Genomic DNA, 25,921 nt, shown 5'->3' with positions numbered 1-25,921 from the left:
TTGTCTTGTTCATATTATCCTTACTTATGGAGCCAAATTAATCCAGCAGAATTATCCTTGGCTTCACCAACAACTCGGAACTTTAATCCAAAATTAGGCACTAGGCGACCGGCATCTGGAATCAATGCATTCATGTAGCTGTTGGAATCGGAGAATTCCTCAACACCTTTGAGGGATTTATACGTATATTCGCCTCTCGTTGGGTTGTTGATGTACCAGGATGGTGTTTTGTCCAGTGAGAAAGCTGCGTCCGCTACTTGATAACGTGTCGTTTGCGAGACGGAATCTTGTCCATCTTTCTTGAAAATCATCGCATCCGCGTGAGAATCTACGACACCTAGGAAGCCTTCTCCAGGGTGAATACCGGTCCAGTTGTCCAAATAGCTATCATCTGCATACCAGACAACAAGTCCAGTATTGTATTTGACACCACGGCTAAAAGCTAGAGCTTTATCAGATCCCGCGTAGTTTCTCCACTCCAGGTAGTAATAGTGCTTCTTAAATTCAATACCGTTCGAGACGACAAAGCCATCGAGGTTAAAATGAGAAGCGCCTTCGGCATCGTCGGAGAATACGACTTGACCATTCACGGTTAATTTCGTATTATCCATCGCAAAACCATTCAACGCGAGCCCGCCATCCGTGACGTAGTCAAAGTGGAGGGTTACTTTTTTACCAGCAAAATGGCTTAAATCATAGGACTTGTCTACCCAAGCTCCGTTCGTGGTTTCTGCACGTGCGTCGCCATTCGTATCATTGTCACCAATAATATCGAGGGTTACTTGCTCGTTGTAGGTCGACGCTGTCACCGTTAAGTAGTCATACTCAAACTCGACCTCATACAGCGTTTTAAAATCAAATGTAGCTGTCTGTGCTTGGGATAAATCAAACTCCGGCGTTGAAATTGTCGTATGCAGGTTATCGCCCTTCGTGCTGTAATAATACTTCGTCCCGAACGCCGGCTGGATGCCTGCCACTGCTTTATCCGGCAAAGTGACTTTGACAATACCTGGATTGTTGGACTTCGTCACACTCTGATCAATGATGGCTGCCTTACCTAATTTCGTAATGTTGGAAGAGTCAATTTCAGTCACATTGGCCCAATTGCCACCCATGGTTTTCTGGAAGAACTCTTTATTTTGAGGTGAAAAAGAGCTAGGTGTTGTACCCGCAATGTTGCCGTTCCAGCTGCCGCCGCTCATGATGGACCAAGAGGCAATCGGCTCACCTTGCCCGGAATACTGGGTATCATACTCATCCGGTAATCCTAAGTCATGGCCGTACTCATGAGCAAAAACCCCTACAGCACCATCTTCAGGTTGAATTGTATAATCATAAGCAGCCATTTGGCCACCCCAATAATCTACACCTGCTGTCGTTCCGGGAATCGCATACACACTACTAAGTGTCCAGCGATGAGACCAAATGGCATTATCACCTAATTGTCCGCCGCCAGCTTCTTGGCCCGTACCCGCATGAATAATCATCAGATGATCGACTAGACCATCAGGTTCATTCTGATTACCATCTCCATCTAGATCATATAAGTCAAATTTGTCATAATCAGCAAGATTAAGGCCGGTTGCAACTGCAGCGTTCAGCGCATCCTTCACCAGATCCCGAGGTCCTTTGGGGTTGAGGTTATCATGACCTCCTGTAGGGTTGTCATCACCATATTCCACGGCTTTGCCTGGAACAGTTAACCAATCGGAGACATAGCCGTCCACCGTATAGCTGCCACCGGATTGCTCTTCGTAGTATTGTTTGAAGGTTTTGATCGTAGAACCGTCGAATAGATTGAAATCTTTATTGCCGAACATGAGCTTCTGATAATGGTCACGGTTAAAATCTTTGGCAAACATGAATCCAGGTTCTTGCTTCACATTGTTATGCTTAAAGTCCGAAAATTCGGTCAAAAGAACAAGGACTTTATCCTCACGCACGGGGCCGTTGTAGGCATCTTGTTTGGCGGATGGAATAGGGATGCCACCCGGGAGACCATTCTTCAAATCCTGATGCCCTTTGTTCAGCTGCGATAAAAGTTTACTTTTTTGCTTCGTAATGAACTCCTTCGATCTTCTGTCGATCTCATTATTTTGCTTGTCGATTTTGGTAGTTGGAGCCATTTTATTGTTCTTGGCGGCAACATACGATCTAACAGCTTTACTGATTTGTTCAGGCGTAGCGCTTTTACTTAATACACCTCGGTCCATTAAACCTTTGGCTAGTCGGTCATCATCGACAATATTCAAATCGACCGGTGGTGCTTCAAGTGCGTTAGCGTAATCGGTTTCTGCTGCGAACGCAGATGTTGTGAAAGCTGCTGATGAGAAAAGTCCTGCGGTTAAACTTGTTGCTAGTAAAACTCTAGTCATCTTCGAGGTGTAGTTTTTCAATAGGAAACCTCCTGCAAAATAGAGTATGAAACCAACCTATGTAATTGACCTATGGTCATTTCAATTAAGTACTAGATTCGACTAGTCTAGTAAGTGCTTATGGTCCTGCTTACTTGGACCCACCTATATATTTCCTTATTCGACATGAACACTCTGATTTTGTCGTTTGATAGAGTCGCGGATGCCAAAAAAGGAAACGCGGGTTTCCTCTCGAACTTGTATGGCAATGAGCAAGAAGAGGGTTGGGGCGGCGCGCGGCGCGGAAAAGGCATTTTAACGCCCTTTTCGGGCGTTAATGTGATACCCGCGCAGGCGTGCAGTAGAAATAAGGCCCATTTTGGGCCTTAAAGTGCTCCCGCGGCCGCTGCGGCCACATCCGCAATCGCGTAAATTCGCTTTCATTTTCCGCATATTGATAAAAGGAGGGATATCTATGTTTACGTGTAGACCTGCAACGAATGAGGATTTCAACACAATTAGTTCCTTTCCGCGCAATGCGGAGGAGCTGTATTATATGTCACCTGTGCTCCAATACCCGCTTACGTCTGAACAACTCGTGGAGTCAACCAAGAGTAGGTTGAAGCAAACAGTTGTGGTGGATGGGAAGGGGCAGTTACTGGGGTATGCGAACATTTACGGTTTAGAGGAAGGTAAGCAATGTTGGCTTGGCAATGTTATTGTTTCCCCAGGGGCCAGAGGCACGGGAGCAGCCGAGTTTTTAATCCGTACGATGATTGCTAGAGTGAAAGATGAGCTAAAAATACAAGAGTTGCATCTCGTTTGTCATAATGTAAACACAAGAGGATTGATATTTTACACCAAGCTAGGGTTTAAGCCCTATTTGGTTGAGAAGAAAATGAATCATGTAGGGGACACGATAGCGGGCATACGGATGAAATTAATTGTTGCGGAGTAGTACATCTATTGGGAGGCAGTGATCACTTTGACAATTTCATTTATAGTAGCTATGGACAAGAATCGCGTGATTGGTAAAAATAATGATCTGCCGTGGAGACTACCCAAAGAGTGGCAGTATGTAAAGAAAACGACGATGGGGCATTCGATCGTTCTAGGGAGGAAGAATTTCGAGTCGATTGGCAAAGCGTTGCCTGGGAGAAGGAATATCATCCTAACTAGGGATACGAGCTATTCCGCCCAAGGGTGCGAGGTCGCCCATTCCGTTGCAGAGGTATTGGCGATGTGCCGAGGAGAAGAAGAGATCTTCATTTTTGGCGGTGAAGAAATTTATCGATTATTTTTACCCTATGCAGACAAGCTCTATGTGACCAAAATCGATCATGAATTTGAAGGGGATACCTACTTTCCAGAGATTGACTATACGGAGTGGGATGAGGTTTCCACTCAACAAGGCATTACGGATGAAGAGAATCCGTACACGTATTATTTCTATGTGTATGCAAGGAGGGCTGTGTTCTAATGAAGTTGTTTCATATTATGCCGGAGAGTGGAGAGCGGCTGTTGCCAGACCCTCTCAAGGAAATCGGCGAGGGCACAATAACGAGCTCGGAGGAATGGATTCGATCTCGTAGGGATAGAGTGTTGAGGCTGTTCGAGGAGAATGTTTTCGGAGTTGCACCTAACATGCCCCGAGAAAAAGTCTCATTTGATGTGGAGAAGAAAGAAGGCATGATGGGTGGGGCAGCCGTTCGCAAAAAGGTGCGGATTTGGCTAGAAGGACCTGAGGGCAGGGGAGTCATTCACATGCTACTTTTTGTGCCAACTCGTGCGGCTGAACGACCTGTACCTACTTTCCTTCTCATTAATAACAGAGGCTCCGAACATATGGATCCGACGAGGGGAAAGCAATCCTCATTTTGGCCGGCTGAATCCATTGTAGCACGAGGCTTCGCAGCTGCTGTTTTTGATTATACAGACGCAGATCCCGATTACCATGACGGTTTTCGTAACGGCGTACATGGATTGTTTGAATCATTCGGTTCGGAACGTCCGAAGGAAGCTTGGGGATCGGTCGCAGCATGGGCCTGGGCCGCAAGCAGAGGAATGGACGGGGAAAATTGGGGAGACTATCGCGCAAATAAACGATAAGTTCCCGCACTGGTTTAATGAAAATTATAAAAAATTCAATGGCAACGAGTACGCGCTTCCAGTCGATCAGCATATGCTGACGGCTTTAATTGCTCCTAGATCCATTTACATCACCAGTGCCACAGAAGATGAATGGGCGGATCCGTATTCGGAATTTTTAGGGCTGAAATACGCAGTACCTGTTTACAGTTTGTACGGCTTGAAGGGCATTTCTCAACAGCCAATGCCCTCGCCGGATTCACAATTACATACGGAAGGCATGGGTTACCATTTGCGTAACGGTAAACATGATATGACAGAATACGATTGGCAGAAGTTCATGGAGTATGCAGAACGCTATTTATAGAATCAAAATTAATTAATGAAAATATATGCACATTTTTCGAAAACCATTAGAGTGAATGTGAGCTAAGGCGTTTCATCCATGCTGTCTGCCTGACACGAACAAGTGTCGGGTGGTCTTTTTAACTTAACGAGCTAACACTTTAATGCCCATTACAATATTCCAGATAAAGACGACCAAATAGGCAAGCCCAGTTAGTATCAAAGGAATGATGAACTGTGACATGTGACCTCCATTAACTATGCTGTTTAAACCCAATAGCCAGGTAAGAATAAAGCCTGCGATGGGTAAGCAATGTGAGAGGAACGCCCATTTGGCGTGATGCTTGACCTCGCTGTCCGTAACAACGAAATAAATAATTATTGGCAAAAGAAAAGGAGCGAAAAATACGCTAAAATAGCTTAAAGCGGATAATAGATGTCGGTTATCCATAAAAGCCTCCCGTTTACTAATTTGTTAGATTAAAAAGTAATACGCCTCGGATTGGGTATTTATTACAAGTATCTTAATGGTAAATATAACCTATTCTATAATAAAAAGCCGCTCTTAGGTCTATTGACCTTAGGAACGGCTTCATTGTTTAGCTTATTTGGCAGCAAACAGCTTACTCATATAGTCGAGACCTTTAACTTGCCCCATGGCCAGCGGACCTAGAATTTCGGTGTCTACAACGAACATTTTTTTGTTTTTGACGGCAGACAAGGAGTTCCAAACCGGGTTCTGGCTCAGCGAATCCAAGGTAACCTCACTTGAATTCGTGTAATCCTTCCCAATGAAGATGTACTCCGGATTCAATTCGCTGATTCCCTCCAGCGTAATTTCACCGACGTTTTTCATCCCTTCAAAAGGCTTGAAGCCCAACTTCTCGTAGTAAATCGCCATACGGGAACCGCTCCAGTAAGTAAATCCTTTCTTCCAAGGCATTACGAAAAGCGCTGTTTTTCCTTTTACCCCTGATTTCTCGATCACGGTACTGACTTCCGTTTGTTTATTTAGGAACTGATTGACATAAGTTTCGGCAGCAGCCTCTTCCTCAACAGCAGCGGCAACTCCGCGAATCGTTTCTTGCCAATTTAAAGTGGCTTTCACCGTGACGGTTTTGGCAATTTTATTCAATTGCTCTAGATCCTTCTGATCAGCATCCGAAGCGATAATTAGATCGGGGTTCAACAAATCGTAAACCGGGAAATCTTGCAACGATTTCAGATTAACAACGCCTGCTACGGCATCGGCTTTACCAAGTGCAAAGAGGTGATCCGCATATGGGAAATAGGTGACGACGATTTTGGAAGGGCCTTTTTTGACAGGGGCCGTTGTAGCAGCCGCTGCACTAGAGGAAGCAGGCGTAACGGTTGAGCTTGCCGTACTGCCATTTCCGCAGCCAGCTGCGAGTATTGCAAAAACACATAAGATACTGAATGTGAGCATCCAGCCTTTTTTCAATAGAAACATAGTTCATTCTCCTTGATAATGATTTTCATTACCAATAGACTATATCAAACAAGTCATCTTTCTGAAAATGGACAAATGAAGAATCCGATATGGATTATTCGCTAATTCCGTTGGGATTGGCTTGGGGTGTAACCGAAGTGCTTTTTGTATAGTCGGCTAAAATACAGGGCATCTTCATAACCAACGCTTGCAGCAACCTGCTTGATCGTGTAATTGCCCAGCGTCAGCAGCTCCTGAGCACGTTTCATACGGTGTTGAATCAAGTAATCAATCGGGAACACACCTGTGTATTTTTTGAAAAAATAAGAAAAAGACTTCGGGCTTGTCCCATGAATATCAGCTAGCTTTTGTAAATTTAAAGTATCCATATAGTGATTATGAATGTAGTCTCTAACGTGTGAAATCATGTCCTTACTGCTCCCATTGAGTCGATTGAGGCAGGAAGCAAACAACTCATAAATAATCATATGAAAAAGAAATCCAGTTCGAAGTAATGCCATCTGACCTGGTGTGAAAAAGGAGTCATATAATTGGTTCAAGTGTTCACTCAGTAGGGGACCAGGGCCTGGCTCTAATTTGAAATGTTCATTGGTTAGTAGAGGCTGAGCAGGAAGAGCTGTAGATGCTACGTCGTCCAGCGAATATCTAACGAGAATATATTCCAACTCCGAATCCTCTGTCGACATGGTCAATGTCATCTGGGGGCCACCATGGACAACCATGCCAGCTTGAAGCGGATAAGTGGTTTCGTTAAAAATGAACGAGCCGCTCCCTCTCACGATAAACACATAACCAGAAGTTGGTGTGCGGCGTTCCTTGGTGTAAGAATGATAGGTACTATTCGCGGGTATCACGGCTTTAAACACGCCGGCAACCGTTACGACTCGACCCGTATATTGTGCAGCGAGCTCATTGATATCAAGCATTAGAGTCACCTCTTTTTCACGTGGATGCAAAATAAACTGACGCTTGTTGCGCGGATCCGCAGCTACACCTGAATGCTGCCATAATAACGCTTTCGGTATTGGATGGCTGGAACGGACTCATATGTGCTAAAAACCCGGCTGAAATGATTCAGCGTTTCGAAGCCAGAAAGCTCAGCTATTTCCTTCAACGAGTAGGACGTATTGACGAGCAGGTCCTTCGCATGCTGAAGGCGGAGCTGGCGCAAATACTCCGAAGGCGGGACGCCCATTGCTTTGCGGAACAAGAGGCGCAGATGACTTTCGCTTACATATAAGTATTGTGCTAAATCGGGCATCGTAAGCCGTCTGTCCAGGTTCATCTGCATATACGTGCAAAGCTTACTGATGCGCGGGTCTATCTCTTGTGGCTCGGCTGGTAAATAGCATCGCATCATCTCGAGAAAACGGGCGAACCAGTCGTGGAAAGAAGCGTTTACGGCGAGCAGTGCGACCGTTTCGTCGGTATTGACACTGCTGACGATCAGGTGGGGCTGATCCAAGGCATTAAGCGCTTTAATCACTTTCAGCGATTGCACCAGGAGCTTCCCAGTCAATTGCGAAATTTCTTCAAAAGCAGATCTATCGGCAATCCGTGTTCGTAACGGAAGATTGTACAGCTCAGTAAAGTTTAAAGATCCGATCTTAATATCGCAGCCTATGGAATAGTAGTGAAACGGTCCAGAAGCGGGGGCACTTGGCAAAAGGATTCTAGCCGTTTGAGGCGGAATGATGACAATATCCCCTGCCTGCACGTCATGAAGAGAGCCGTTCACCTCGATCGTTCTTTTGCCTTCCACTATAACCCATATAATCGTTTTTGGGTAACTCGCACGAGGGAATTCTGTTTCGACGTTCACAACATTTTCGATAACCCATGCCATTCGTATAAACAGGTCCTCGATAAATCTGATTCTGCTTAGTATGGCCACTCGTGCCAGCCTCCCTCTTCATCTATATCAACATAATCGAAAATGCATAATTCTTAATCGGTTGTGAAATAACCCAGTATGCTACTATTTTATTGTAGCACATTCACTTATTGAGCGTGTGGCAGCGTTTACATGTAATTGAAGAAAAATAGGAGGGGAAACATAAAAATGTTAAATAATGGGGCGAAACGGATGAAGCGAATAATTAGTTTGTTGTTGCTTGCGCTTCTTGTATGCAACATGACGTTGTTCGGATTTGGAACTGTGAGCCATGCTGCACAGATCGAAAATGGAAAGGTGCTTACTTCGGTAGCGTATAATGGCAATTCTGATAATCCAGTGTACATGGCTGTTGGTGCTGGTGGTATCATGTACAGATGTGAAGGATCAGACCTATCTTCGGGTAAATGGGTTAAAATGAATGCAAGCAGTATTTTAAATGCCAGTGGCACTCCTTTGACTACGTTTACATTAAACCTCAATGCAGTTGTCTATGATCCTGATGACGAAATATTTGTTATAGGAGGGCAAAATTCAACTACATTGGTATCAACGGATAACGGCCTTACTTGGTTTGATAAATCAACTACGCTTAGTACCGCTACCGGCGCAAGAGCTGTATGGGGATTAAGCTATCATAAATTGAGCAATGGGACAAAGGTATTTATTTCGGTTCTCCCGACCAAAACACCAGCGAATAGCCAGCAGGCTTTTGTCGGGCAGTGGAATGGATCTGATTTTACATGGGCAGCCCTATCGCTTTCTACAAATAATTCCCATTCAATAGCATGGAACGAGGATAAGCTGCTTATAGGCAGTGCATCACAGGGCGCGAGAGGCATCATCCATTATTTTGACTTCGCAGGGTATTCAGGAGGAAGCCCGCCTACATCACCGACAGGAACATCAGCTACCAATTTTAGTCCTTATGCCGGAGATACAGTAACTGGAGATTTAAGGCCAATAAATGGTCTTACCTGGTTTAATTCGGAATGGATCGCGGTTACAGGCAATGGCGGTTCAGGGCGCGGTGGAATTTACTTCTCAACCACCGCAAACGGCATGCCGAGTGGAACGAATGGTACTTGGGCTGAAACCGATTTTCGTATACGGCAATCTTCCGATTTTCCTGCTCAATTCTTGGCTGTCGCCAGCAACGCGACGGCCGTCGTTGCAGTGGGTACTGCAGGAGCAATATTCCACTCGACGGATGGCGTCAATTTTACGAAGAAAACCTCTGGAGTTTCTGCCGACTTAAAGTCCATTTTCTATGACGGCAGCAGATTTGTTATCGTTGGTGCTAACGGACAGGTGTTAGCGTCTGCTGACGGTGAAGATTGGTCAAGTTTGCAATCACCTGGCGGAATGACGGAACCCTATGCCTATACAGGAAAGATGGATGGCAATCAAATGCTTTTGGATGAAACCTTCGAGAACCTTGATTTTTCGGTATTAACCGAAACGTACCGTTACATTCCGGCTAAGGATCCCACTGACTTAAGCGGTAAGCCTCCTATTGCGATATCCCCATCAGCAATCACGCTGTATGACCAGGGGGTAGAAGATAATCGTGAAGCGACAACGGTGAAATTAGCACTCAATAATGATGTCTATATGCAACCCGCTGTCAGTCAATCGCGCAGCACCTTCATTAACCAGATAGAGTCGGTTACCAGAAATAGCGGAACGTCAACCAAGGCATTGAGGATCAAATCGTCAGACGGTTATGGGAATACAGTGCTGGGATTTGGGTTTCATGCACCTCAAAAGGGTACGATTGATCTTGAACTTGATGTATTTTACCCCGGTATACAAGCGAACGATACGAGACGGCCAAGACTCTATGCGGAATCCGGCATACCGATCGGCACGCGTGATCAACTGACCACACTGATTTCGAGTACAAACATGCCCTATTTTCAGATAAACAACGATGGGACAGGTACGATTAGCGGAGGACAGACAACTGGCAATTCTCTAACCGATGGCAAGTGGCGAAGGGTCAGGTTCATTGTGGATACGGAGACCGGGCAGGTCAGAACGGTTATCTATAATTTGGATGGCAGATATGCGCAAGATTTTGAAACGTATGAATTAAATAAACTGGGAAATATCAGTTATAACTTTGCGGATGGTTTGATTCATCTGGGATTTGCAGACGATCAGTTTGGCAATAACGGTATTCTGATCGACAATCTGAAGATATACAGGGAAGCTTATTATAAAGACCCTGTCAAGCCAGGCACCATCAGCGTGTTCCAGATCGACGGTACCTATTATCAGTATGCTGTTGATGCAGTTAATAAGGTTATCAAGGCGCGTTCATCTGAGGATATGATAATTTGGAAAGATGAACCGGATGTTCAATTAAATGGTACATGGGCAACGTGGAACAATGTATGGCATGATTTTTGGGCAGTCGAAGTGTACAAGTTTAATGGAAAGTATTATTTGACCTATAGCGCCAAGAAGAATACAACGATAATGAACGAAAATTTCGAAAGCATGGATTTTACATCACTTCCTGAGATCTATCGCAGTGACGACAGCTGGTCTGCTATTATAAAATCTCCTCAGAAATTGGCATTGACGGATAACGGCTCAACAGGAGATTTGAATACAGCAACGGTTGAATTGGAACTGAATCCTAGTGTCAGACTCAAGCCTTCACTGGGAACTGCAAACTCTCAATTGAATGTTGAAGTTGTTGCAGCTCCTAAGGGTTCCGATACAACGAATAAGGCGCTGCACATTTACACAGACTCAGATGAAGCAGCTAGTCAGGCATTATCATTTTTGTTCAATACGAACTATAGACGGGGAGAGACGGTATTTGAGGCAGATGTCAAATATCCAGGGGGAGTCGACCGCAGGATGTATGCGGAATCTTCGGTGCCATTAGCGACTCGAGATCAATTGACGACAATTATCGACGATCCGAATAGGCCTTTTCTGGAGTTTGGCACCACGGGTGCTGCTGTCATGTCAGGTGGCCAAAATCTCGGCAGCTACAATCTCTCAGATAGCTGGTATCATCTGGTGCTTAGAGCCAATTATGAGACGGGTATCGTGACGGCAAGCATTGGGAATGAGTCGGGAACCAATACGATAGGAACAGGACAGTATACTTTTAATCTTACAGATGCTACAAAGAATGGCGTCTTTCATGTCGGCTTTGCAGACTCGCAATTAGGCAAACAGGGAATGATCCTCGATAATGTCAAGGTATGGAACACCGATAACAAATCTTTTCACCGTTTGGGTATAGCGGAGAGCGATAGTGTTTCGGGGCCATTTACGGATATGGGCAGACCACTTTTTGACTCGTATGCGGCCATTGATTCACACATTTTTCAAGACACCAACGGAAAGTATTATATGTATTATTCGAAGGACGTTTCTGGCAATTATGTGACGGTCAACGGTGTTGAGGAACGTCAAAGCAACATTTACGGTGTTGAAATGAACAGCGATTTGAGGTCGATCAAGGGGGAACCGGTGTTGTTATCGGCACCGACTGAACCTTACGAGCGCAAATCAACGGATGTTGGCGTGTACTGGAATGAAGCGCCGTGGGTGCACAAATACAATGATAAATATTATTTGTTCTACTCAACGAATAACTACAATTCCATGTATTATAATTTGGCGTATTCAACCTCGGACAGTCCTCTAGGGCCATTTATTAAATACAGCAATAATCCGATTGCCCAGAGCGACGGCTTGTTTCCAAGTACTTTAATGCGAGGACTAGGGCATAACAGCATTGTTTCTTCACCCGATGGCAGCGAACTATTTATCACCTATTGTCCGAATCAAGCAGATGGCAGTTCGGGAAGCACGTCGGTACCGGAAGAGAACAAGGGTTCATTTTTTAACCGAATGGGCTTCAGATCGGATGGCACCGTCTATGTGAACGGACCGACGCTTCAGCCGCAACCGTTGCCTTCCGGGATTTATGGATACACGAATATTGCGCGATTCGCAACCCTGACAGCCTCTTCGACCAAGCCAGGATACAGCCTTGGAAGCCTGAATGATGGCGAGATCGGTATTTATACAAAGTTTGCGGATCTGTATGAGTGGATGAGCAATGACGAGAAAGCAGGAACTTGGGCAGAGCTTAATTGGCCACAAGCAAAGTCGATAACCAGCGTAGCTGTGTATGATAGTGCTTCCCCTGATAGAAAGATTTCAAAAGGAAAACTGACGTTCAGTAACGGAACTACGATGAATGTGACATTCCCTAATGAGCATGGAGCTGCAGCGATTGCAACCTTCTCGCCAATGCATGCAAGCTGGGTGAAATTTGAGGCGACAGAAATGCTGGGTACTGGTTATGCGGGATTGTCCGAGATTGTGGTTTTAGGACAGGACGAACATGACGCGGAGAAACCCATTTGGAGCGATGCTGTTCTCACGCCATCGAACGTAATGCAAACGGGACTTTCGCTTGCATGGCCGGCAGCGGATAACGTAAATACGATAAACTACGCGGTATATAAGGAGGGCTTGCTGTACAAGACGGTTGCGGGAAATGTGTATAGTACAGATGTAACCGGTTTGGCTGCTGGTACTGCTTACACGTTCAAGGTGGAAGCTGTCGATGCGTCGGGCAACTGGACAACAGACGGACCCTCCGTTCTGGTCAGAACGCTGGATGTACCGACGGTTTCATCCCTCACCTTAACGATGAGCCCGACCTATGGCTCGGCAGGTGATACGATTACGTTGACAGGAACGACGTCCGCCAATACTGCTATATCCGTTCAAGTCGTCAAGTCAGACGGAACTCCGGTAGCTGTTATGACAGCTCCAACCTCTGATGAAAGCGGAGGTTTTACCGGCTCGTTTACAATTCCTGTGGATATGACATCCGGTATGTTATACGGGTCGACAATGGAAGGAACCCCTCAAGCGATTGCCAATGTGGTCGTTGTCCCGGCAGGCATGGTTTACAATGAGCCTGAAGAGATCGGCTTAACTGAAGTAAACGTAAGCACAGCAAACAAGCAGCTTGCTGTCACTAACCAGACTTCGGCTCTCGCTGCGCCAATCAGCATAAACGTACCTTCCTCCGTAACCGACGCATCAATCAGTGTAACTCAACTGATCTACGCGCCATCTGGAGGTACTGTCGCAACTGCCGGACTCCCGGAATTAAACGTGTTGACGGTAACCTCGATGAGCTCATCGCCGATATCGGTGAGCTTTCCGAAAGGAACTACGATTAGCGCTCGTACAGCAGACAACTGGGATGGAACGATTCATCTGCCGCAAATAGTGGCAACTCATTCAGTAACCCCCGTACCTGACATAGGAAAGTCAGCGGCAGTGAATGCCGTCATTGAAGTGGGCTTCGGTGATGTTCCGCTGTCGCTGAGTAAGGCGGTCAGAATGGTTATTCCTGGCGCAGCGGGCAAAGATGTAGCTTTCTCTAGAGGAACTTTATTTTCAAAGATTACAGGCCACGTAAGCGCAGATATGCAAGCTGCGGCAGATGCGGAGATTGCAGCAGGGGGAGAAGCAACAATAGATGTCGGTTTGAATAAGGTGATTTGGACGAAGCACTTCACCAAGTTTGTTGTCTATACACAGACTGCACTCATACAGGAAAGCGATGGAAACGATGACCATAGCGGAAGCGGAAGCGGCAGTCCTTCTGGCGGTGTGACCGGAACCATTACGACTGGGAATGAAACAGCGGTACCTCCGGATATTACCGTAAAGCTTACGGATATTGCTGAACATTGGGCGAACGCAAATATCCAGAAACTGATCGCTTTAGGCGCAGTAGAAGGCTATCCAGACGGAACCTTTAAGCCGGACAACAGCATCACTCGGGCGGAATTCGTGAAGTTCCTTGTCGCTGCCTTGAAGCTTCAGTCGAAGTCGGGCAAAGTATTCAAGGACACCAGTTCTCATTGGGCGAAGGATGACATCTCGACGGCAAGTGCTTATGGAATCGCAAGCGGCTACAATGACACAAGTTTCGCTCCTGACGACTTAATCAGTCGAGAACAGATGGCTGTCATGGCAGTCAATGCAGCTAAACTGGCAATGTCCGAAGATGAAATTACCTTTAGGGACAAGGGTGAAATTTCCTCTTGGGCAGTAAGTGCTGTAAGATCAGCGCATAAGCAAGGCCTCATCGAGGGATATCCAGACAATAGATTCTTGCCAGCGGGATATGCAACGAGGGCAGAAGCGGTTACGGTAATTATGAAGTTGATTGCATCGATAAACCCGTAAGCTATGTGATCTTGTAAGATAAACGAAGCAGTATAACGTTTACATTCATCCATTTGCACGATAATATGACAATAACAGTTGCTTAAAGAGGCTGCCATAGATCTTCTGCCACCGAAAGCGGCACCTTGGCAGAAAGCACAATAAGCCACCTTTCCGAATAATGTGTCGGTTAGGTGGCTTTTCATGCCAATAAGAAAGCGGAGGGGAAGATGAATGCGCACGATCCAAGGGAAAATGTTCCTGGCCTTCAGCATCATGATTTGCTTGGCCATTATCCCGATTTCTTATAGTACGTATCGAAATGCCTCACATGTCATTGAAGAGAATGCGACGACATTCATTTCCGACAGCATCCGAAGGGCGGATGAAAAACTCCGCTCCACAATGGAGGAAGCTGACCAAATTGCTAAGGTAATCGTTACAAGGGATATAGTTGCGCAAAGCTTGCTTAGTACCACAGCTGCTCCATCCTATGAATGGTTTCAGGAGAAGAAGCTGGTTGAGGATTACATCGCTTCTATGGCAACTTATAAAACCTATATTCAACGAATTTCTATCATTGGGTATAACGGTAAGATATTCCAGAACGGCTTTACGAGAATAGGACAGACCAAGTTGCAAGGACTGCTTGAGCAAGAGGACTTGCAGGAAAATCGAAGGCATGTGCGATTAGACGCTTCCATGGAGAATTCCATTCTTCTTGTCAGGCCCTTGCTAGCAGGAGGTAAAAGTATCGGGCTTTGCGTGATTGAATTCAATACCGATTTTATGAAAAGCGTCTTTGAAATTCAACCATTGAAAGGGAGTCTTATCGGAGTTGTGGATGACCAGGGCAAGGTCATTTATCATAGCGGTTCGAATTGGAGCGGAATATCTGATCTTGCCTCAGTGATCGAGAAAATCTACAGGGAGCAAAGAACAGAACAGGGTGGGAGCTTTGAAACGGTAGACGGAGATAAGTACCTAACTGTACAGATTGTATCCGACCTCATCGGCTGGACAACGATTGGCATAGTTCCGACAAGTGAGTTGCTGCGAGAGGTGCATCAGATTCGAAGAGACATGATCTTGGTTACAGTGCTAGTGCTGCTTGCCGTGCATATCGTGTCGATCGTGCTCTCCAAGCAGATCACCAAAAACCTTAAGCGGTTGCATAATACAATGAAACGTGTTCGAGGAGGACAGTTGAAGGCAAGACCGCACATCCATACAGAGGATGAGGTTGGTCAGCTTAGCGATATGTTCTCTTCCATGATGACTCATGTGCAGGAGTTAATGGAGGAGACGGAGGAGCGGGGAAGACAAAAGCGGGAAGCTGAATACCGGGCGCTGCAATCCCAAATTAATCCTCATTTTCTCTATAATACACTGAACACTATTAATTATTTGTCCAAAATTCAACAAGTCCCTAATATTGGTGAAATTTCAGCTGCATTGGTCGAGCTTATGCGGTTCGCAGTAGATCAGAAGCGAGATCTTATCCCAATTCGTGAAGAGTTGGAGCTGTTGAAGCGGTATTTGAGCATTCAGAAGTACCGCTTTCTGGATCGTGTAACCGTAAGTATCGATGCGGAGGAAAGCACGCTGGATTGCTTGATCCCGAAGCTTGTACTTCAGCCGATCGTGGAGAATGCGCTGCTGCATGGTTTTGGCGTCTCACCGGAACGAGAGGGGAGAATTACCATTAAGAGCTATTGCCGTGGATCCTCTGATGTCATTATTGACGTTACAGATAACGGTGTGGGGATTTCAGAAGAACAAATTGAAGCCATTCATAAGCACGAACCTGAGCATAATGTGCAGGGAGGAACCGGTATCGGCATTAGCAATGTAAGGGACCGCATCAGATTGACCTTCGGTGAAGAATACGGAATATCGATAGTTAGTGTACCAGGGATATTGACTACGGCAGAGCTGCGGCTCCCGCAATTTAAAGAGAAAGGCGAGGAGGACAGATGAACTGGAAAATCGCATTCATTGATGATGAACCACTGGTACGCAATCACCTTCGATCTCTTTTGGAATGGGAAAAGGAAGGCTTCGCGATTTGCGGAGAAGCGGGAGACGGCTTGCAAGCGCTGGAGCTTGTCAAGTTGCAGCAGCCAGATGCGGTGATCGTGGATATGAGCATGCCAGGAATGAACGGACTGGCGTTGACCCGATATTTACTTACAGCAAACCCTCGTTTGAAGGTCATCGTGCTGAGCAGCTATGATTCCTTTGAGTATGTTCGGGGATCCCTTAGCTATGGGGCGGTGGATTATTTATTAAAGCATCGGCTTACCTCCGAGACGTTAAGCACTGTAGTCGGTAAGGTCCGCAGTCAGCTTGAGGAACAAGAGGCAGAGTCGAGAGTGAAGGAGCAGGCAGACATCGCTTTGGCACGATCAATTCTACGTGATCATCTTATGGGGGTAGAGGTTGACCTGCAGCTATTGGGGCAGTATTTCTCGGATAATAAATCTAGTATCGATAAACCGCGGTGGGTTCTTATGCTCGTACAGCTTGCTCACTATGATGTGCTTACAGCACGTCTCAAAGAGCAGGAATTGATCCCTTATCTTCGGTCGGTGACGGATCTATGCGAGCAGGCAGCGGGAGGTTATCCCTTGAGCTGTACCGTTGCCATGGATCGCGGACGCTGGGCAGTACTGCTGAACTGTGGCAAGGAGCGCAGCGAATATACGGTGGCCCAGTGGGTCTCTGCAAAGAGCGCCCGCTTAGAATCTTCACTGAAGCTTTACATGAATTTGGCAGCAAGCATTCATATTAGTCCGATTATCTTATCACTTGACCATAGCCGAGAGGATTATCACAATTTGGTTCAACAAGTAGAAGGACAAGCTGAGCAGTTTATTCATGCTAGGCTTTCGGCGAAAGGACCTTATGTGACCATTGGACACGAGAAGCGGCTACTCGCTGCCATGGAAGCAGCCGATGCCCAGGAAGCAGTCGAGATCATTCAGGGAATTATGGGCACAGAGATGCAGGGGAAAGACGAAAGAGTATTTCAGGAGCGAGTGTCCGCGGAATTGGTGCAGATTGCAGCCAAAATTGCCCGGAAGGCGGACGTATCAGCTGACTGGATGGTGGAAGGACTTTCGATTTTTCAGCGTCCGGGACTGACGAATGAGCAGGCGCAAGCGGCGGTATGCGGCATCTATACAAGGCTGGCTCAGGAGCTTCAAAGACTTAACTTTTCTTCTAGTCATTCGCGTCATGTGAGACAAGCATTGCAGATCATTGCGGCCCGATATCGAGAAGGAATTACCTTGGAGGAGACCGCAGAAATGTTGGGAATCACCCCTTCATATTTAAGCCGGCTTGTGAAGGAAGAGAGCGGTCGTACGTTCACGGAGCTGCTGACGGAGCATCGTGTCGAACGGAGCAAGCTGTTGCTTCTTGAGGGGGACACACCGCTTAAGGAGCTGCACACTAAATTGGGATTTAGCAGCAACAGCTACTTTATCCGAGTGTTCAAAGAGGCTACTGGGGAGACGCCCAACGTCTACATGCAACGTAATAAGGAACGTTCCGAATCGTAACATCTGCATAAATTTGATATGAAAGTACATAAATGTGAAACGCTTTCAGATTTATGTTCGGATTATAATCAGATCAGATTCCAAGATGAAAGCCTTTCCAACAAGGGCTAGGGGACCTATATATGAAAAAAAGGGGATGGAACGTTAATGAAGGTAAAGACAAGAAAGCGAATGACAATGATGCTTGCTACCGCCTTAACTGTAACTGCGCTTACTACCGCCTGCAGCAAATCGAATGAGGAAGCAGAAGCAAATAAGGGGAGTGCGGAAGTTGCGACGAACCTCACGCAAACTGGCTTTCCCATCGCGAAGGAGCCCGTCACCCAGAAAGTATTCGGTTGCAAGGACCCGAACCATGCAGATTGGAAGGATGTCCTTATTTTCCAGGAATATGAGAAAATGACCAACGTCAAGCTGCAATTTGACCAGCTTCCATCTAATGCACAGGGATGCGATGAGAAGCGAAATCTGCTCTTTGCAGCTAATGAGCTGCCAGATATTTTCCTTAGGGCAAACCTGACGAATACGGACATCGCACGCTACGGCCAACAGGAGAAAATGCTGATTCCGTTGGAGGGCTTGATTGATAAAAATGCGCCGAATCTGAAGAAAATCTTCGAGCAATACCCTGAGGTCAAGAAAACAGTGATGGCTGCGGACGGTCATATTTATTCGTTGCCCAGCGTACGTCTGCAAACCTCAGGCCGATCGGAAAAAATTTGGATCAACAAAGAATGGCTCGCCAAGCTCAATATGAAAGCGCCTACGAATGTTGATGAACTATTCACGTTGCTTCGCGCGTTCCGTGACAACGATCCGAACGGGAATGGCAAGAAGGACGAAATTCCGCTAGGTTTACGGGATATTGGCATGGTGTATTCCACATTCTCAGGATCCTTCGGCTTAGAGCAGCAGATGGGATACCAGATCAATATTAAGGATGATAAGGCAAAAATATGGTTGACAGATGACCGCTTTAAGGAACTGCTGCAATTCCTCAATAAGCTGTATAGCGAGAAGCTCCTGTGGCAGGACTTCTACTCGGGCGATATACCGAAGTGGAGGAGTAATTTGTCCCAAGCGCTTATGGGCATGTTCTTCATCCAGGCTTCCGATCCATTCTTGCAGGTTGAAAATCAATTTACAGGGATGACGCCAATTAAGGGGCCTCACGGAGATCAAACGCATTCCGCTACCGGACCAATTGCCGCACCAATCGGGACTTTTGCGATCTCTAAGGAAAACAAAGATCCGGAGGCCGCTATTCGCTGGGTGGATTACTTCTATAGCGATGAAGGCTCGAAATTTTTTCAATATGGCGTTGAAGGCAAAACATATACCATGAAGGACGGCAAGCCGGTCATCAATGATTCGATTAAGAATGACACCCGTGGCTTTATGGCCGCACTTGGTCAAGTGAATCTAGTGCCGGGTGGAAGTTTCCCAGGTGTGGTTTCAGACAAATTCGGCAACATCGTAGAGAATGATAAGGTGCTTGAAGTCAACAAATTCATTGAAAACTACTTGCCGAAAACCGTGTATGGGGCTCCAATCTTCGATAGAGAAGTCTCGGAGCAAATCATTCCGATCAAAGCCGATATTGATAAATATGTGAAAGAATCGGTTGCGAAATTCATAATTGGCGAGTTGAGCTTTGATAAGTGGAATGAATATGTAGCTACTCTGAAGAAGATGAAGATCGATGATCTGGAGAAAGCGTATCAGAAAGCTTATGACGCTAAGAAATAATGGAGGTTTGCTGGGGAGTGGCAGATCGTATGCTGCTCCTGGCTCTTCTTAAGATGTAAATAGGAGTGTGAAGTCATGCAAGCGGAGGCTGCAAAAGCAACAACACCAACGGATGCTGGGTGGAAGCCAAAGCATGTTCTATGGAAACGAATGCTAGTTCGGTATGAGCTCTACTTGATGCTTATGATCCCTGTCATTTGGTATATTTTGTTCAAATATGTTCCGATGTATGGTATCACCATTGCCTTCAAGGACTTTTCTGCGACCAAGGGGATTCTAGGGAGCCCTTGGATTGGATTGAAACATTTTGAACGCTTCTTCTCATCGGTTTATTTCTGGGATCTGCTGTGGAATACGATCTCATTAAGCTTGTTTCAGCTGTTGGTAGGGTTTCCAATTCCCATTCTGCTGGCTCTGTTGGTGAATGAGATTCGGAGCCGATGGCTTCAGAAGTTGCTGCAAAATACAACGTATATTCCGCACTTTCTCTCGATCATCGTGCTGGTCGGGATGCTGAACATCTTCCTCGATCCCGATACAGGGAAGCTGAATCAAATCTTAACCATGCTTGGCATAGATTCCATTAATTTTATGAAAAAGGCAGAATGGTTCCAAACAATCTTCGTAACCTCAGGGATTTGGCAGCATATGGGGTGGGGTTCGATCATCTACCTTGCAGCGCTCAGCGGTATTGATCCAACCTTGTATGAAGCGGCTAAAATCGACGGAGCCACAAGGTTCAAGAGGGTTCTACACGTATCGATTCCAGGGATAATGCCAACTGTCATTATTTTGTTCATCCTGCAGATCGGTCAGCTGATGGATGTAGGCTTCGAGAAGGCGCTGCTAATGCAGAATCCGCTTAACGCCGCCAAAAGCGACATATTACCGACTTTCGTATACAAGAACGGTATTCAGGGAGGCCAGTTTAGTTATACGGCTGCAGCGGGCTTGTTCAATGCTGTGATTGACTTTACCCTTCTGCTGTTAGTGAACTGGTATGCACGGAAAAAGACCGATTCGAGTCTATGGTAGAGGAGAGAAGAGAATGCATACAACGATAGAAAACAAGCTGCGATCACGCGATGACAAGCTCTTCGATGCCGCTGTGTATATCATTACCGCAGTGCTGTTGATTATGGTAGGGTACCCCCTGCTGTTCGTGGTTAGTGCTTCGTTCAGCAATCCGATTGACGTTGTGGAAGGCCGGGTCTGGCTGTTGCCAGAGGGCTTCACATTGGCACCCTATAAGCAAGTATTCGAGAATAGTAGTATATGGCACGGGTATGCGAATACCATTTTTTATGCAGTAGTTGGCACCTTCATCAATCTAGTGATGACACTGCTGGCAGCGTACCCTCTCTCCCGGAAGGATTTGCCGGGGCAACAATTTCTCATGTTTTTCGTTACATTCACCATGTTTTTCAGCGGGGGGTTGATTCCGACCTACCTCCTGGTGAAGAGCCTCGGCATTACTAACACAGTGTGGGCGATGCTGATTCCTGGTGCCATTGCGACCTATAATCTCATCGTGATGCGGAGCTTCTTCCAGAACAATATTCCCAATGAGCTGCAGGAGTCAGCATGGATGGACGGCTGCACCTATTTCCGAATGTTATGGAGCATTATCATACCGCTATCCAAGCCGATTCTGGCTGTTATGGTGCTGTTCTATGGTGTAGGGCATTGGAATGCTTATTTTAATGCCTTGATCTATTTGAAGGATCGGGATCTCTTTCCACTACAACTCATTCTGCGGGAAATTCTCATCCTAAATCAGGATGACATGGCAGGCGGCGGTGCCGCTGGTATGACAGAACGTGTGATGATGGCCGAAAGCATCAAGTACTCCGTCATCATTGTATCGAGTGTTCCTGTGATGCTGCTTTATCCATTCATTCAACGTTATTTTGTAAAAGGCGTCATGATCGGTTCGATTAAAGGCTAACTTATATAACTTATCGCAAAGGAGTGATGACCGTGACTGTCACTTATACTAACCCCATTCCTATTCAGAATATTGGTGATCCCTTTATTCTCAAAGCATCGGACGGTAAGTATTACTGTTATCCCACTTCTGCAGTCGATGATGGGTTCAAGGCTTGGTCTTCTATGAATCTCGTCGATTGGAAGGAAGAGGGGTTCGTATACGAGAAGAGCAAGAATGCCAAAGCGTGGGGCTACAAGCAGTTCTGGGCCCCTGAGGTGGTAGAGTTCAAAGGTAAATACTACATGTATTACACGGCTCGTTGGCAGGAGAAGGACAGCCTGCGCATTGGTGTTGCCGTAAGTGACAACCCAGTTGGACCGTTCGTGGATGTGTTCGATCAGCCTATGTTCGATTTCGGTTATGCGGCTATTGACGCTCATCTGGTGCTTGACGAGGATGGACGAAGTTACCTGTATTATTCCCGTGACTGCTCGGAGAATGTGGTCGACGGACGTAAAGAAAGCCACATCTATGGCGTTGAGTTGAATTCAGACCTGCTGACCGTGAAATCGGAGGGGCATTTGCTGCTTAAGCCGGATCAGGAATGGGAACTCAAATCCGGCAACGAATATCGCTGGAATGAGGGACCATTCGTTGTGAAGCATAGTGGTCTCTACTATTTAATGTACTCGGCCAATTGTTTTGCACACAGGGATTATTCCGTCGGCTACGCAGTTTCGAAGCAACCGCTTGGCCCGTTTGCGAAATATGAGGGTAATCCAATTTTATTCACGGATACACCGGATATTTCTGGCCCTGGTCACCACAGTGTAACCGAATCTCCGGATGGTACGGAGCTGTTTATTATTTATCACACGCACACCGATCCTCAGGATGGCGGTGGTAATCGTCAGGTATGCCTGGATCGTATGAGCTTTCGTGAGGACGGTTCGATCGAGGTACATGGGCCGACCATTACTGAGCAGTCTGTGCCATCGCGAACAAATTGTCAGATGGGAGGATCATGATATGGATAGCAGGCCTAATTTACTTCTTATCCAGACGGACCAGCAAACGGCGGAAACGCTTAGTCTTTACGGAAATCCTGTCTTAAAGACGCCTGTATTGGAGAGCTTGGCTGAACGCGGTGTTGTCTTTGAATTTGCTTTCTGTAATTATCCGGCTTGTTCCCCGTCTAGATCATCGATGTTTACGGGAAGGTACGCTTCTACCATCGGGGTCCAAGCGAACCATATGATGATTAACCCTGCGGAAGTTACGCTGCCGCAAGTGCTCAAGGAGCACGGATATCAGACAGCAATCATCGGGAAGAATCATGCTTTTATGGAAAACACTCAGACTTACTACCCAGGTGAAATCGCGGACCGCGAGAAGGCAAGTGTGCTGAGACAAGTATTCGATTATGTCCGGCTGGCTGATCATGGGCATATGGTCGACGGTTACAGAGACGATCCCGAATCCAAAGCGGCACATGAGTGGTCACATACCTGTTGGTTGAGCCCTATGGGTCATGGCACTAATCCTGCTCGTCCAGAAAAATGCGGTACCTATCTTCTCGGGGATACGATGATGGATTACTTGGAGAATCAGCGTGATCCAGACAAACCCTTCTTCACTTGGCTGTCATTCCCAGATCCGCATACACCTTATCAAGCTCCAGAGCCCTATGCGAGTATGATTGATCCCGCCGAGGTGCCGCTTCCACCTAAGGATAACCTTGAAGGAAAGCCAGAGCGGCAGCGGGTGGCTTATCTTATGGACGCGATGGATACAGCGGATGATGACCTGATTCGCAAGGTTCGGGCGATTCATTATGGCATGATTCGTTTTATTGATGATACGCTCGCTCGTGTGTTCGCAAAGATGGACGAGTTGGGCATAACGGATAATACCGTTGTTGTCTTCACATCAGATCATGGCGACTCGATGGGTGCCCATGGGTTGATCCAGAAGCATAACATGTTTTACGACTCCTTTACCCACGTGCCCTTCATTGTAGCAGCCCCGGGGTATCAGGGAGCAAAGAGGACGAATCACCTGGTAGAGCTGGTGGATATCATGCCCACCTTCCTAGACATGGCTGGTATACCGATTCCGCCAGGTGTTCAGGGCAAGAGCTTCGCGTCTTACCTGAGAGGTGAGGACTACAGACCACGTGAATACGTCGTTATCGAGAGCGGGGAGGAAGGTGAGCCTCTGCGTGTCTCCGATATTACAGTTCGTCCGGAACATCCGTTCGATAACCGCTATTTCGTTTGGTGTGCCTACCGCGATGCATGGGTGGGGAAAGGCAAGAGCATTCGCACGCTGGAATGGAAGCTGAACATTTACGCCAACGGGGAGGGCGAACTCTACGATCTAGTGAACGATCATGACGAACTGCATAATTACTTCGACGATCCTGCCTTCACAACGATTCGTTCTGAGCTCGAGCGCAAGCTGCTATATTGGACGATGGAGAAGGAAGATCGTCTTCCCTTGAATTCGACTGTTCAGTTGAATTACTCAGAAGTTAAAGCCAAGCATGCATGATGCGCTATGGTGAGCCGTGGCAAATTGACTACCAGTAGAATAACTACAAGGGACAACCGATTATCGTAAGCGAATTAGGTGGCATCGCCTTCAAATCTGACAATGGATGGGGCTACGGCGGAGAGGTCGCTTCAGAAGAAGTGTTCCTCGATCGAGTAATCAATCTTGCCTGAAACGATAAGGGCAAATGAGTGATGCGCAATAATAAGAGGACAGAGCTTGGTAAGCTCTGTCCTCTTATTATTGCGTTGAATGATGATCCGCTAGCGATTATCGTGCCGGAGAGAAGTCCGCGACTTTCTTCAGTATAGCCTCGATTTGCTCCAATGTTTCTGCTCCGAGCATGACGTCCACAGCCTTCACGTTTTCCTCGATCTGTTCAGGCTTTGTCGCACCAATTAATGCGGAGCTTACGCCTGGTTGACGAAGAACCCAGGCGATCGCGAGCTGAGCGATCGAGAGATCCAGCCCTTGGGCAACTTGCTCAAGTTCATGAACAGTCTGCAGTACACGGTCATTCAGATAACTGTTGATGACACCATTGACAGAATCGTTCGCAGCGCGACTATCGGCGGGAAGAGGCTGTCCCAGCTTATATTTACCCGTCAGAATGCCTTGCGCAAGCGGTGAAAAGACGACCTGACCGATCCCTTTATGCTCGGACACGGGAAGTACCTCGCGCTCGATATAGCGCTCGAACATATTATAGATCGGCTGATTCGAAATCAGCGGACGTAGACGGAGGCGCTCAGCGATACCTGCAGCTTCGGTGATTTGAGCGCCGTTCCATTCGCTGACGGCGGGGTAGACGACTTTGCCTTGCGCGACCAAATCGTCAAGTGCACGAAGCGTTTCCTCCAGCGGTGTGTGAATGTCATAGCGATGGCAGAAATAGATGTCGATGTAGTCGACGCCAAGTCGTTTCAAGCTCGCATCACATTGCTCCATAATGTGCTTGCGGGACAGTCCGCGATCGTTCGGGCCATCGCCCATCGGGAAATAAACTTTCGTCGAGAGCACATAGCTCGAGCGATCATACCCTTTCAGCGCGGCTCCCATCGCTTTCTCGCCTTCGCCACGATTATAAGCATTCGCGGTATCGAAGAAATTAATACCGCTGTCAAAAGCTTTCGCGATGCAAGCATCCGCCGCTTTTTGCTCTGCAGCTGTTCCATATGTAAGCCAGCTTCCTAAGGCGATTTCACTTACTTTTAACCCACTGCGTCCCATGTTTCTATATTTCATCTGCTATAATCATCCTCTCATTTACCTTTGTGCTGTAAGTATAAGGGAGGTAGGGTTGGCCGACAAGAAGGCACTATTAGTTCACTTAGTTACGTGGAGTTAAGTAGTGGGCGGCTTAGGTAACGTTCTTCCAGTAGTAATAACGCTGCTCAGTAAAGCATCCCTGTAGCTCTCTACAGTAGCTTTCCTTAGTCCGCCTCAGTAACTCCTCATCCGTCATGCCCCATGCAGCCCCCAGCAACGAATAACTGGAAAACATACAGCTATTTTCGTCGGAAATCCTCCATTCCACCAATTAGATGTAAAACATGCACTAGCGTTGCATTAGACCTTACACATCATCAACTTGGTACATCTTCGTGCAAAAATTCACAAAGTTTTAAACTAACATAGTTAAAAAGCAGCTCCACCTAAACGTAGGTACCTTTTTCCCAAAAATTTCTATTTATCTGTTTCTCTTCTTCGGTTGGCGAATCTCCACACCAGATGTCTCTT

Annotated in this window: 19 protein-coding genes; 12 read left to right on the top strand and 7 right to left on the bottom strand. The window is 46.6% G+C overall.

Annotated elements, in window-relative coordinates:
• Nucleotides 1-20: 20 nt before the first annotated feature.
• Nucleotides 21-2,375, bottom strand: a complete 2,355-nt coding sequence (locus ASG89_RS03010) for an immune inhibitor A domain-containing protein (protein WP_057308976.1) — start codon at nucleotides 2,373-2,375, stop codon at nucleotides 21-23.
• A gap of 454 nt (nucleotides 2,376-2,829) precedes the next feature.
• On the opposite strand from ASG89_RS03010, the gene ASG89_RS03000 reads away from it, so the two are divergent.
• Genes ASG89_RS03000 through ASG89_RS37415 form a run of 4 tightly spaced genes read left to right on the top strand, consistent with a single transcriptional unit; the run spans nucleotide 2,830 to nucleotide 4,809 of the window.
• Complete coding sequence (locus ASG89_RS03000) at nucleotides 2,830-3,312, top strand: GNAT family N-acetyltransferase (RefSeq protein ID WP_057308826.1); 483 nt, start codon at nucleotides 2,830-2,832, stop codon at nucleotides 3,310-3,312.
• Between the two features lie 27 nt (nucleotides 3,313-3,339).
• Nucleotides 3,340-3,834 carry a dihydrofolate reductase gene (locus ASG89_RS02995; protein WP_057308825.1) on the top strand — a complete coding sequence of 165 codons (495 nt, stop codon included), beginning with the start codon at nucleotides 3,340-3,342 and terminating at the stop codon, nucleotides 3,832-3,834.
• Entirely contained in the window at nucleotides 3,834-4,463 is a 630-nt protein-coding gene (locus tag ASG89_RS02990) for a hypothetical protein (RefSeq protein ID WP_057308824.1), read from the top strand. Before ASG89_RS02995 ends, ASG89_RS02990 begins: the two co-directional genes overlap by 1 nt.
• Nucleotides 4,432-4,809 carry a hypothetical protein gene (locus ASG89_RS37415; protein WP_414813240.1) on the top strand — a complete coding sequence of 126 codons (378 nt, stop codon included), beginning with the start codon at nucleotides 4,432-4,434 and terminating at the stop codon, nucleotides 4,807-4,809. Before ASG89_RS02990 ends, ASG89_RS37415 begins: the two co-directional genes overlap by 32 nt.
• 123 nt (nucleotides 4,810-4,932) lie before the next feature.
• Here ASG89_RS37415 and ASG89_RS02980 read toward each other — a convergent pair whose 3' ends face one another.
• The 4 genes from ASG89_RS02980 to ASG89_RS02965 form a co-directional block, all read right to left on the bottom strand.
• Nucleotides 4,933-5,238 carry a hypothetical protein gene (locus tag ASG89_RS02980; RefSeq protein ID WP_057308822.1) on the bottom strand — a complete coding sequence of 102 codons (306 nt, stop codon included), beginning with the start codon at nucleotides 5,236-5,238 and terminating at the stop codon, nucleotides 4,933-4,935.
• A 153-nt stretch (nucleotides 5,239-5,391) separates the two neighbouring features.
• Nucleotides 5,392-6,258 carry an ABC transporter substrate-binding protein gene (locus ASG89_RS02975; RefSeq protein ID WP_057308821.1) on the bottom strand — a complete coding sequence of 289 codons (867 nt, stop codon included), beginning with the start codon at nucleotides 6,256-6,258 and terminating at the stop codon, nucleotides 5,392-5,394.
• 101 nt (nucleotides 6,259-6,359) lie between these two features.
• Nucleotides 6,360-7,184, bottom strand: coding sequence for an AraC family transcriptional regulator (locus ASG89_RS02970; protein WP_057308820.1), 825 nt, complete (start codon nucleotides 7,182-7,184; stop codon nucleotides 6,360-6,362).
• A 62-nt stretch (nucleotides 7,185-7,246) separates the two neighbouring features.
• On the bottom strand, nucleotides 7,247-8,152 hold the full coding sequence (locus tag ASG89_RS02965; RefSeq protein ID WP_057308819.1) for a helix-turn-helix domain-containing protein: 906 nt from the start codon (nucleotides 8,150-8,152) through the stop codon (nucleotides 7,247-7,249).
• Nucleotides 8,153-8,320: 168 nt separating this feature from the next.
• Between ASG89_RS02965 and ASG89_RS02960 the strand changes: the two genes are divergently transcribed.
• The 8 genes from ASG89_RS02960 (at nucleotide 8,321) to ASG89_RS02925 (ending at nucleotide 24,181) form a co-directional block, all read left to right on the top strand.
• On the top strand, nucleotides 8,321-14,404 hold the full coding sequence (locus ASG89_RS02960; protein WP_057308818.1) for an S-layer homology domain-containing protein: 6,084 nt from the start codon (nucleotides 8,321-8,323) through the stop codon (nucleotides 14,402-14,404).
• Between the two features lie 213 nt (nucleotides 14,405-14,617).
• Nucleotides 14,618-16,363, top strand: coding sequence for a sensor histidine kinase (locus ASG89_RS02955; RefSeq protein ID WP_057308817.1), 1,746 nt, complete (start codon nucleotides 14,618-14,620; stop codon nucleotides 16,361-16,363).
• A complete protein-coding gene (locus ASG89_RS02950; RefSeq protein ID WP_057308816.1) occupies nucleotides 16,360-17,949 on the top strand; it encodes a response regulator in 1,590 nt (529 codons plus the stop codon). The genes ASG89_RS02955 and ASG89_RS02950 overlap by 4 nt, the downstream gene beginning before the upstream one ends.
• Nucleotides 17,950-18,096: 147 nt before the next feature.
• The gene (locus ASG89_RS02945; protein ID WP_057308815.1) at nucleotides 18,097-19,698 is read left to right on the top strand and encodes an extracellular solute-binding protein; all 1,602 of its coding nucleotides are present in this window, start codon (nucleotides 18,097-18,099) and stop codon (nucleotides 19,696-19,698) included.
• Nucleotides 19,699-19,773: 75 nt separating this feature from the next.
• Nucleotides 19,774-20,733 carry an ABC transporter permease gene (locus ASG89_RS02940; protein ID WP_057308814.1) on the top strand — a complete coding sequence of 320 codons (960 nt, stop codon included), beginning with the start codon at nucleotides 19,774-19,776 and terminating at the stop codon, nucleotides 20,731-20,733.
• A 13-nt stretch (nucleotides 20,734-20,746) separates the two neighbouring features.
• Complete coding sequence (locus ASG89_RS02935) at nucleotides 20,747-21,646, top strand: carbohydrate ABC transporter permease (RefSeq protein ID WP_057308813.1); 900 nt, start codon at nucleotides 20,747-20,749, stop codon at nucleotides 21,644-21,646.
• 32 nt (nucleotides 21,647-21,678) lie between these two features.
• A complete protein-coding gene (locus ASG89_RS02930; protein ID WP_200963416.1) occupies nucleotides 21,679-22,656 on the top strand; it encodes a glycoside hydrolase family 43 protein in 978 nt (325 codons plus the stop codon).
• A gap of 1 nt (nucleotide 22,657) precedes the next feature.
• Nucleotides 22,658-24,181 (top strand): sulfatase, encoded by a 1,524-nt coding sequence (locus ASG89_RS02925; RefSeq protein WP_057308811.1) that lies wholly within the window; start codon nucleotides 22,658-22,660, stop codon nucleotides 24,179-24,181.
• Nucleotides 24,182-24,451: 270 nt separating this feature from the next.
• Here the strand turns inward: ASG89_RS02925 and ASG89_RS02920 are convergent, their stop codons facing one another.
• Nucleotides 24,452-25,426: an aldo/keto reductase family protein gene (locus ASG89_RS02920; protein WP_057308810.1), complete on the bottom strand. Its 975-nt coding sequence runs from the start codon at nucleotides 25,424-25,426 to the stop codon at nucleotides 24,452-24,454.
• A 115-nt stretch (nucleotides 25,427-25,541) separates the two neighbouring features.
• Nucleotides 25,542-25,685 (bottom strand): hypothetical protein, encoded by a 144-nt coding sequence (locus tag ASG89_RS37410; protein WP_235549574.1) that lies wholly within the window; start codon nucleotides 25,683-25,685, stop codon nucleotides 25,542-25,544.
• Between the last annotated feature and the right edge of the window lie 236 nt (nucleotides 25,686-25,921).

Origin of the sequence: Paenibacillus sp. Soil766 (genome assembly GCF_001428105.1) — a bacterium.
In the GTDB taxonomy this organism is placed as follows: domain Bacteria; phylum Bacillota; class Bacilli; order Paenibacillales; family NBRC-103111; genus Paenibacillus_E.
This window is presented reverse-complemented; position numbering and strand designations above follow the sequence as displayed.